This window comes from Marinobacter sp. (assembly GCF_033722195.1).
Lineage (GTDB): Bacteria > Pseudomonadota > Gammaproteobacteria > Pseudomonadales > Oleiphilaceae > Marinobacter.
Window position 1 is genome coordinate 1 of record NZ_JAWVZL010000108.1, and the last position, 9,807, is coordinate 9,807.

Annotated in this window: 6 protein-coding genes; 4 read left to right on the top strand and 2 right to left on the bottom strand. The window is 64.2% G+C overall.

All coding sequences use genetic code 11. The features are described from left to right. Both R3280_RS14370 and nadC read right to left on the bottom strand, forming a co-directional pair. Positions 1-2,499, bottom strand: a 2,499-nt coding sequence (locus R3280_RS14370; protein WP_318999304.1) for an EAL domain-containing protein, incomplete at its 3' end; no start/stop codon positions are given. 87 nt (positions 2,500-2,586) lie between these two features. Further along, the gene (gene nadC / locus R3280_RS14375; protein ID WP_318999305.1) at positions 2,587-3,441 is read right to left on the bottom strand and encodes a carboxylating nicotinate-nucleotide diphosphorylase; all 855 of its coding nucleotides are present in this window, start codon (positions 3,439-3,441) and stop codon (positions 2,587-2,589) included. Between the two features lie 401 nt (positions 3,442-3,842). On the opposite strand from nadC, the gene R3280_RS14380 reads away from it, so the two are divergent. From R3280_RS14380 to R3280_RS14395, 4 genes are all read left to right on the top strand, one after another. Then, positions 3,843-6,071: a DUF1631 domain-containing protein gene (locus R3280_RS14380; protein ID WP_318999306.1), complete on the top strand. Its 2,229-nt coding sequence runs from the start codon at positions 3,843-3,845 to the stop codon at positions 6,069-6,071. Between the two features lie 162 nt (positions 6,072-6,233). Continuing rightward, the gene (gene ampD, locus R3280_RS14385) at positions 6,234-6,806 is read left to right on the top strand and encodes a 1,6-anhydro-N-acetylmuramyl-L-alanine amidase AmpD (protein ID WP_318999309.1); all 573 of its coding nucleotides are present in this window, start codon (positions 6,234-6,236) and stop codon (positions 6,804-6,806) included. Then, entirely contained in the window at positions 6,803-7,693 is an 891-nt protein-coding gene (ampE, locus tag R3280_RS14390; RefSeq protein WP_318999307.1) for a regulatory signaling modulator protein AmpE, read from the top strand. The genes ampD and ampE overlap by 4 nt, the downstream gene beginning before the upstream one ends. Before the next feature lie 155 nt (positions 7,694-7,848). Next, positions 7,849-9,807, top strand: a 1,959-nt coding sequence (locus R3280_RS14395; protein ID WP_318999308.1) for a methyl-accepting chemotaxis protein, incomplete at its 3' end; no start/stop codon positions are given.

Sequence of the window (9,807 nt, forward strand, 5' to 3'; positions counted from 1 at the left end):
CACGATGGCGGCGGTGTTTTCTTCCTGGGGGGCATGCTGCAGCAGGTGCTGGTCGATCTTGACCTGGTCGAAAGGCAGATCCCGCAGCAGGCGCAGGGACGACAGCCCACTGCCGAAGCGGTCGAGCACCAGGCCGATCCCAAGCGCCTTGAGTTTAGCCAGGGTGCGGGCGGTTTCCTCCATGCGCTCCGACAGGATCCGCTCATCGATCTCCACCATCAGCAGACCCGGGTCCAGTCCGGTCTCCCGGATCACCGCGTCCAGCTGGTCCGCGAGCCGGGGGTGATTGTACTGGCGTGACGACAGGTTGATGCTGATGGTCACCGGCGAGCCGCTCATGGCCTGGATGGCCCGGGCCTGCAGGCAGGCATTGAGGCAGACCCATTCCCCCAGGGTCTGGAGCTGGCCACTCTGTTCCGCCACATCAATGAATTCCCGCGGTGTCAGCAGACCCCGGGTCGGATGTTGCCACCGCAACAGCGCCTCCAGGCCGCTGATGCGACCGGTGCGGACGTTGAGAATGGGCTGGTAGTAAAGCTGTAGCTGGCCTTCGCGAATGCCCTCCCGCAGTTCCCGTTCCATGGTCATCTGCCGAAGCATGTCGTCGTTCATGTCGGCGGAAAAGAACTGCACGTTGTTGCGACCCGCCTTTTTGGCCCGGTACATGGCCATGTCGGCGTTCTTGAGCAGCTCCTCGTAACTGCGACCGTCATCCGGCGCCAGGGTGATGCCGATGCTGGAGGTAATGACCAGCTCGCCACCGGGAACGTCGATGGGCTGGGTAATGGTCTCCAGCAGCGAGCGGGCCACCTTCTCGCAGCCCTCGGCGCCGTTGACCTGATTGAGCAGCACCGCGAACTCGTCGCCTCCCAGGCGCGCGATGGTGTCCTCCTCCCGCAGGCTGGCCCGGAGCCGACGGGCGATTTCCTGCAGCAGCCGGTCGCCGGCATCGTGGCCCAGGGTATCGTTGATGCGCTTGAAATGGTCGATGTCCAGACCGATCAGGGCGCAGTGGTGGCCGTGACGCAGGGCGCTGGTGATGGCCTGGCGGCAGCGGTCCTCGAACAGGCGGCGGTTGGCGGTGTCTGTCAGTACATCGTAATGGGCCAGGTAGTGCAGCTGGTCCTGGGTGCGCCGGATTTCGGAGATGTCCTGTCCGATCAGGATCAGCTGGGCGCGGCGGTCGTCCTCGTCCTCGTGGAGCCGGTTGAGATTCCACAGGATGGTGTGGACCTCACCGCTGAACGTGGTGACCCGGGTTTCCATGGTGTCCTGTGTCAGCCCGCTATTGAGCACCTTGACGATTTTCCAGGCCAGCTCATCCTTCTGCTCAGCCGGTATGAAGGTGTCGGTCAGGCTGCGGCCAACCGCCTCGTCGCGGCTGTAGCCGAACAGGGACTCGGCGGCGCCGTTCCACTGCCGGATGCGAATGTTGCCATCAATCACGATGATGGGGTTGCTGGCTGTCTCAAACAGGGCGCGATAATGCCGCGACGAGCGCCGGAAGGACTTCTCAGCCTGCTGGCGGACAAAGATCTCGTCCTTGAGCTCGTAGTTTGTCAGTTGCAGTTCGCGGGTGCGCTCCTCAACCACCTGTTCCAGGCCGTTCTCAATCCGTTCCCGATCCTCCAGAAGCACCCGCACATAGCAGGACGCCGCCACCATGACCGCAATCAGGCTCTGGATCAGCAGGTAGCCGCCGCCGGTGGCCAGGCCATTGCGGGCGCCGAAGGCACAGACCAGACCGCTGAGGGCGGCAAGGCCGATGGCCGCCATGGCCCAGGGCAGGGAGAAGCGGGTGGCGGCCCAGGTCATCAGTGGCAGCAGCAGGAACAGGCTCTGAATCGGCTCGTGCCAGGCCAGGGTCACGACGAAGGCCAATACCAGCAACCAGGTGAGCCACTCCATGGAGCGTCGTAAGGGCACCGCCGCCACGGGTCGAGCGGTGACCGACAGCACCGCCGGCGCCATGATCAGGGAGCCCAGAAAGCCGCTGAACCAGCCGCTCAGGAGCAGTGTGTCGGCGGGCAGCTGGCTGCCGGGTATGACCAGTACGGAGGCCGCCACCAGTGGCAGGCTGGCGACAAAGCAGGCCAGGGTCAGGGCGCCAAGCAGCCACAGGAACGCGATATAGCTGTGCAGGGGGGAATGCAGGGCGCTGGTTTTCTTGAAGCTCCAGGCGGCCAGAGTCGGGGTGAGGATGGCAAAGGCCGCCAGCGCCGCGATCAGTCCGGCGCTCCGGGCAGCAGCGCCGGTGCCGCTCAGGTAGCCCAGCAGGGCCGCTGCCAGGATGGCGCCGATGACCGTCATCGGCAGGGCATTCACGCCCCGGCGCAGCAATTGGGCAAGGGCGTAGCCCGCTGGCAGCCAGAGTGCCGGCGCCAGGCTGCCGGGCACTGTGAAATGCCAGCTCAGTAGCGCCAGCGCCAGGTAGATGCCGACCTGGAGGGGCAGGTGGCGCCAGAAAGACGCCGTGATGGTGCGGTCGCTTGCGTTCAATGGTATCCCTACCCGTTCAGTCACCTACCGCGCAGCCAACAGCACCGCCGGCATACTGCGAATCCCTGATCGGCCGGCTAGGGCGGGTCAGCGAATCGCGTCCAGTCGCATGGAGAGATCAGTGGCTCGGACATCCTTGGTCAGAGCGCCAATGGAAATGTAATCCACACCGGTTTCGGCAACCGCTACCAGGGTGTCGGCATTGATCCCGCCCGAGGCTTCCAGTTTAGACCTGCCAGCGACCAGCGCAACAGCGGCTTTCATGTCCGCCAGCGAAAATTCATCCAGCATGATGATGTCGGCCCCGGCCGCCAGTGCCTGCTCCAGTTCCGCCATGGATTCGGTTTCAACCTCCACCGGCCGGCCCGGGGCCAGCTCGTGGGCCATGGCCACCGCCTGACCGATGGATCCGCAGGCGGCAATGTGGTTTTCCTTGATCAGAAAGGCATCGTACAGGCCCACCCGGTGGTTGAAGCAGCCCCCGCAGGTGACGGCGTATTTCTGCGCCAGCCGCAGGCCCGGCAGGGTCTTGCGGGTATCCAGCAGGCGTACACCGGTGTGGCTGACCTGATCCGCATACTGGCGGCAGCGGGTGGCAACGCCGGAGAGGGTCTGCAGCCAGTTCAGGGCCGAGCGTTCAGCGGTCAGCAGGCTGCGGGCCGGACCCCGGCAGCTAAACAGTACCTGGTCGGGCTCGACGCGGTCGCCATCCCGGACATGCCAATCCAGCTCCATGCGCGGGTCGACCTGGCGGAAGACCTCCTCCACCCAAGCGCGCCCGGCAATCACCGCGTGTTCGCGGGTGATGACCCGGCCGGCGGTTGTGCGGTCGGCGGGAATGAGCGCGGCGGTGATGTCGCCGTCGCCGATGTCTTCACTCAGGCTGCGGGCCACCGATTCGACTCGGGCCTGGCGCAGTCGTTCCTCGAAAGCGGGGGTCATGGTGCTGGGCGGATCCTGGCTGGTTTCGAACAGTGAAGATGGATTCTAGCCCTAGTGGCGGGGGGAGGCCAACAAAACTCGGGGGTGACCGGCAGTCGCCCAAAATGCCGTTCTGCGTCACCCGGCCGGCGCGTCGGCGATCGCGGCAGCATCCACCGGGCTTGGGTGAAAAAGTGGCGCAGGCGGGCTCTGCGGCCAAATTCGTGGCAGCGCCGGAGGCTTAAACTGTGAACCGGTTCCGACAATCACAAAAGGTGACAAAACCTGACACAAGGTGACGCTCTGCAGGCCTATAGTGCACGTATCGAAGGTAAATCAATGTTAAATCGGAGTATGCCGTCATGGCGCGGGACAACAAGGTTGTCAATCTGAAATCACCGGGGGGAATGGACCGTTTCGCCATGCCTGGCGCCCTCCTGCGGCTCAGGGATGCGTCTGGCCGGGCACTGGAAACCCTGTTGTCGGAGTTTTTCGACGGCTCCGATGATGCCCTGTTCAATCTTGCCGACAAGGCCGGTTCCAACCAGGAGCAGACCGCCTACTTCGATGCCATGCGGGAGCTTCGCCTGCGGCGCAAGCACATGAGTCTGTCCATCCTGCAGTGGGTCAGTCGCGCTTTCAATGAACTGGGCCGCTTTGACCCCATGCCTGGCAGCCGTGGTCTGAATGAAGTGGATCAGGACAGCCTGACCCTGATGGATCACGGCGAGCTGGAGCAGCGCGTCGCCATCGACAACCTGATCAGCAAGCTCCGGAACCGTCATACCGAGGCGATTCGGCTGCTGGCGACCCGTGTTGCCCACCTGGTGCCGGACGTGAAGCTGGCCGAACGCCAGATGCCCCTCAGCCCGGAAGTGATCTGCACGGGGCTTGGCGAGGCCTGCGGCGACCTGGATATTGATATCCGCGCCAAACTGGTGGTGCTCAAACTGTTTGACCGCCTGCTGATCAACCGCCTGGAAAGCCTGTACCAGCAGGCCAACCGGCTACTGGTCTCCGAGGGCGTGCTGCCGGACCTCAAGCGCGCGCCAATCGGCGGCAAGCCCGAAGGCCAGGCCCGCCGGCCGGTTCCCCCCAGTGCCGGCCAGGCCGGTGCCGTCATGTCTAACCACGGCGGCCTGACCCCTCCGGACAGCGCCGATGCCAGTTCAGTCACTTTCACCGAGCTGTCGGCGCTGCTGCACCAGGAAGGTGCCGGCAGCGTCTACCCGCAGGCCAGCGGGGGTCAGCCCCTGGACACGCGGAACCTGATGAGCCGGCTGGGCCAGCTCCAGCAGACGGTATTGCCCGCCAACGGTTCGAGCACCCAGGTGGTATCCCTGGCCAGCCTTCTCCAGCAGGCCCTGGCGGCGGAGAACGGCGTCCGGTATTCGGTCCAGCAGGTGGACAATGATGTCATCAACCTGGTCACCATGCTGTTCGATTTCATCCTCGAGGATCGCCAGCTGCCGCCGCTGATGAAAGCCCTGATCGGCCGCCTGCAGATCCCGGTACTGAAGGTCGCCTTGTGTGACCGCAGCTTCTTCAACCGCGGTGGCCACCCGGCCCGCAAGCTGCTGAACGAACTGGCGATGGCTGGCATTGGCTGGAACGAGAAGCCGGCCGGTCAGCGCGACCCGTTGCGGGAGAAGATCGAATCCGTGGTGGAGCGGCTGGTGACCGAGTTCACCGACAATGTCGACCTGTTCACCGAGCTTCTGAAGGATTTCAGCCACTTCATGGATCTGGACCGCCGCCGTCGGGAGCTGGTGGAACAGCGTCTGAAGGATGCGGAGGAGGGCAGGGCCCGACAGGAGCGCGCCAAGGTGGCGGTGGACTCCCTGCTGGAGCAGTCCCTGGCGCAGGCCGAGGTGCCTGCCTCGGTGGAGACCCTGCTGCTGGAGCCCTGGCGCAAGTACCTGCAGTGGGTGAACCTGCGGGAGGGAGACGACAGCGAACTGTGGAACAAGGCCGCGGAGCTGACCCGGAAGCTGGTATGGAGCGTGGATCCGCGCCCCGTGGAGGCGGGCACCCGTGCTGAACTTCTGCGGGCGATCCCCGGCATCGTGGACGAGCTTCGGGCCGGCCTGCACAGTATTTCCTGGGACCCCTTTGCCATCGACAACGCCATCCGGGATCTGGAGCTGACCCACGTGGACGTACTCCAGCGTCTGGTGGCCTATCGCGAACCGACCCCTGAAGCGCCCGAGGCGAATGCAGTCAAGCCCGAGCTAAAGGCGCCGGCGGAGGAGGTTTCCCTGCCGGAGGCGGCGGACACCCCGATGCCGGCACCGGAGGCCACCGGAAGCGAGGCCCCGGCTGCGGCTGCCGAAAGCGCAGAGACAGCCGAGGCGCCGGCCGCGGAAATCCCGCCACAGTGGCTGGCCCAGGCCGACCGGCTGCGGGTGGGTTCCTGGATCGAGCTGCAGGGCCAGGAGCAGAAGATCCGCTGCAAGCTGGCGGCGGTGATCAAGGCCACCGGCAAATACATCTTCGTTAACCGTAACGGTGCCAAGGTGGCGGAATACCTGCGGGACGATCTGGCCTCGGCCATGGCCGCCGGCGAGGTGGCCCTGCTGGACGACGGCCTGATCTTTGACCGTGCCCTGGAGTCCATCATCGACAACCTGCGTCACAGTCGCCGGGACTGACGGTCACTGGCGGCCATTCCGCCTTTATGCTTCAATCACTGGCAAATGCACCAGGCCCAGGTGTGGCCTTGCCCGGGGGACTTCAGCCCGGCCAAGGTCGGCCGGGGCCGTTTGCCGTGGAGCCGTCCGGCCACTATGGAGCTTTCCCCCGAAGATCCCGCGATGACCCTCAGGCGCACCGGTCGCCTGCCACAGGCCCGCTGGTGTCCGTCGCCCAATTTCGGTCCGCGGCCGGACAATGCCGACATCTCCCTGCTGGTGGTTCACAATATCAGTCTGCCGCCGGGCCAGTTCGGCGGCCCAGCCATCGAGCAGTTCTTCTGTAACCGGCTCGATGCCAATGAACATCCCTATTTCCAGGCCATCGCCGGGCTTCAGGTCTCCGCCCACCTGCTGATCCGCCGAGATGGCGAGATGGTGCAGTTCGTCAGCCTGCTGGACCGGGCCTGGCACGCCGGCTGCAGCTGTTTTGAGGGCCGCCATGAATGCAATGACTTCTCCATTGGTATCGAGCTGGAGGGTGCCGATGAGGTGCCCTTTACCGACAGTCAGTACGCTACCCTGGCCGCCACCGCCTGCGAGATCATGGCGGCCTGGCCCGAGATCACACCGGACCGTCTTACCGGACACAGCGACATTGCACCCGGACGCAAGACCGACCCGGGCCCGGCTTTTGACTGGCCACGCTTCCACGGCCTGCTGGCCAGTCCGCACAGGAGCGCTCCGCAACCATGACCTTTGTAGTGGTCCTGCTGGCGTACATGGTGCGCCGCGCCCTGGACAGCCGGGAGCGGCTGGACCCGGATAACCCCTGGCGAGCCCTGTTCCGCTCCGGGGCGAGGGTGCCTTCGGGTCGGGAGGCCCGGCGCTGGCCCGGCATCCTGCTGGTGTTGGTGCCAACACTCGTACTGCTTGTGCTGAGCCACTGGCTTCGTGACTCCTCCTGGTATGCTCTGACCTATCCGCTCGATCTGTTGATTCTCATACTGCTGCTGGGGGCACCGGGCTGGAGTGGCCGCCTGCAGGCCTATGCCGAGGCCTGGCAGCGGGGCGACATGGCGGCCGCCCGGCACCATGTCAAGGATTGCCTCAAGGAGCGTGAGCGGGGCCAGGCCAACTCGCCGAGCGAGCTTCACCTGACGCTGGCACGGCGATTCATGACCACAATGTTCGAGCGTTACTTCCTGCTGCTGTTCTGGTACGTGGTGGGCGGTATTGCCGTCGCGATACTGGTGCGTGGCACCCTGGCGCTGCGGGACCACTGGCCCCAGGGCGCCGCCCGGCCCGGTTTTGGTCGCGCTGCTGACCTGCTCGCCTGGCTGCCGGCGCGGTTGCTGTCACTGTCGTTCGGCCTGGCGGGGGACCTGGCCGGCTGGCTCAGCCGTGGCAGGCCCATCCTGGTTTCACTACGCAGCCGGCCGGAAGAGGTGCTGCTGCAATCCGCCGACGGCGCCCTGACCGGCTATGCCTTGGACCCGAAGCGCTTTGAGCGCCTTCATCCCGACCAGTGGCTGACGTTCGGTGACAACAGTCTCACCGCCATCCGCAATCTGCTCAACCGCAGTCTCCTGGTCTGGATTTGTGTATTTGCGCTACTGGTTATCGCCGGATTCAGTCGCTGAGCCGGCGTCTGCGCAGACCTGACCTGAGTCAAATCAAGCCTCCGGTTTTACAAATAAATAACACTCATCCCTAAAGTTTTATGGGATTCTTACGACAAAAGAACTATAAGGGTCGATAAAAAAAGGCCCGCACTACTCGCTCTGGGAGTTCTGCTGTGAAGCAATTGATCAGTCCGGCCGTGGCGCTGATGAACCGCCTGCCAATGTTCTACAAATTCAGTCTTATCAGTATCCTTTTTCTCCTGCCCATTGTCGGTCTCGCCTCCCTGGTGGTCAGTGAACTCAACCGCTCGGTCACCACCATTACCCGCAGTATCGAGGGCATGGAGCGTCTCGAGGAGGTGGACAACCTGCTGGACTCCGCAATCCGCTACCGGGACTACCAGTCCGCCGGCAAGCTCAAGAACCAGACCGAGGTACTGGCCCTGGCGGGTGAGGCCAGCAACAACATTGACCGCATTCTGGAGTCGCTGCTGGCGGAGCCGGCCACCTTCGATGCCAACGGCAACTGGCAGGATCAGGTCGAAGCGCTTCAGGCGGACTGGCAGCAGCTGAAAACCGAGGATCTGTACCAGCAGAACATGGACCCCCAGTTCAAGTACTACCAGGAATTCGTGCAGAAGGTGCGCTCGCTGATGACCGCCACCGTACAGATCTCCGGTCTGTCCCAGGACGACTCCCGCAGCAACCAGCTCATGCTGGAGCTGGCGACCCTGGTTCTGCCCAACGTGCACAGTGCCGTCGGCAAGGCCCGCGCCTATGGTGTGTTCGCGCTGCTGGACGGTCAGTTGGGCTACGCCCTGGGTGACAACATCAACGAGATCTACGACACCCTCACCACCCTGGACATCCAGCTCCAGTCCGCGCTCACTCTCTCCACCAGCGCCTCACCGGCACTGAACGAGCGCGCCGGCGGTGCCATTGCCGAACTGGGCCAGAGCCTGGAGGAGGCCAAGCTTCTGCTGGACGAGCACATCATCACACCCATGCGTCTGGAAATGCCCTGGCAGGAATACGACGCCCTGATGACCGCCCAGATCGAGCCCGCCCGTGCCGTGGTGGAAACGATTTTCCAGCTCATCGACACGAATCTGGATGAAAGGCTGGCGGCGGAAAAGCAGCAGCGCACTTTGATCTTCGTATCCCTGCTGCTGGTGCTGGCGATCGTGGTCTATCTCTATATCGGTTTCTTCATGTCCGTACGCAGCGCCATCAGTGCCTTCAGCCGGGCCGCCCGGGAAGTGGCGGCCGGTGACATGACGGTTCGCATCGAGATCAAGAACCGGGATGAGCTGGGTGAGTTGACCAGCGAATTCAACAACATGACCAGCAAGATGGCGGACCTGGTGCGGTCGGTGAGCACCACCACCGGCGACGTGGATCAGCAGGCGGTTCGGGTCAATGAAACCGCCACCTCCAACCGGGATGCGGTGTCCCGTCAGATGGAGGAAACCAACCAGATCACCGAAGCCATGAACCAGATGGTGGAAACCGTGCAGGAAGTGGCGGAAAGCGCCCTGCGGGCCTCCGATACCGCCGGCAAGGCGGAGCAGGATGCCGAGCGGGGCCGGGAAGTGGTGGCCCAGACGGTGGCCACCATCAATCGCCTGTCCACCGAAATCACCGGCGCGGTAGAGGTGATCAACCGGGTCAGCGCCGACAGCGGCAGCATCAGCCAGGTGCTGGTGGAGATCAAGGCCATTGCCGAGCAGACCAACCTGCTGGCGCTGAACGCCGCCATCGAGGCGGCCCGGGCCGGCGAGCAGGGCCGCGGCTTCGCGGTGGTGGCCGACGAGGTGCGCTCGCTGGCGCGCCGGACCCATAAGTCCACCGAGGAAATCGAAGGTATGATTTCCCGTCTGCAGAGCGGTGTAAAAGACGCGGTGACCGCCATGACCAACAGCCACGAGGTGACCGAACAGACGGTGCAGAAGTCCTCCGACGTCACCGAGGCCCTGGACCGGATCGCCACCGGCATTTCCACCATCGTGGACATGAGTCACCAGATCGCCCAGGCCGCCGAAGAGCAGTCGGCGGTGGCCAAGAACGTCAACAGCAACGTCGAGCAGATCAGCGTGCTGGGTCACGAAACCGCCGGCAACGCCGATGAAACC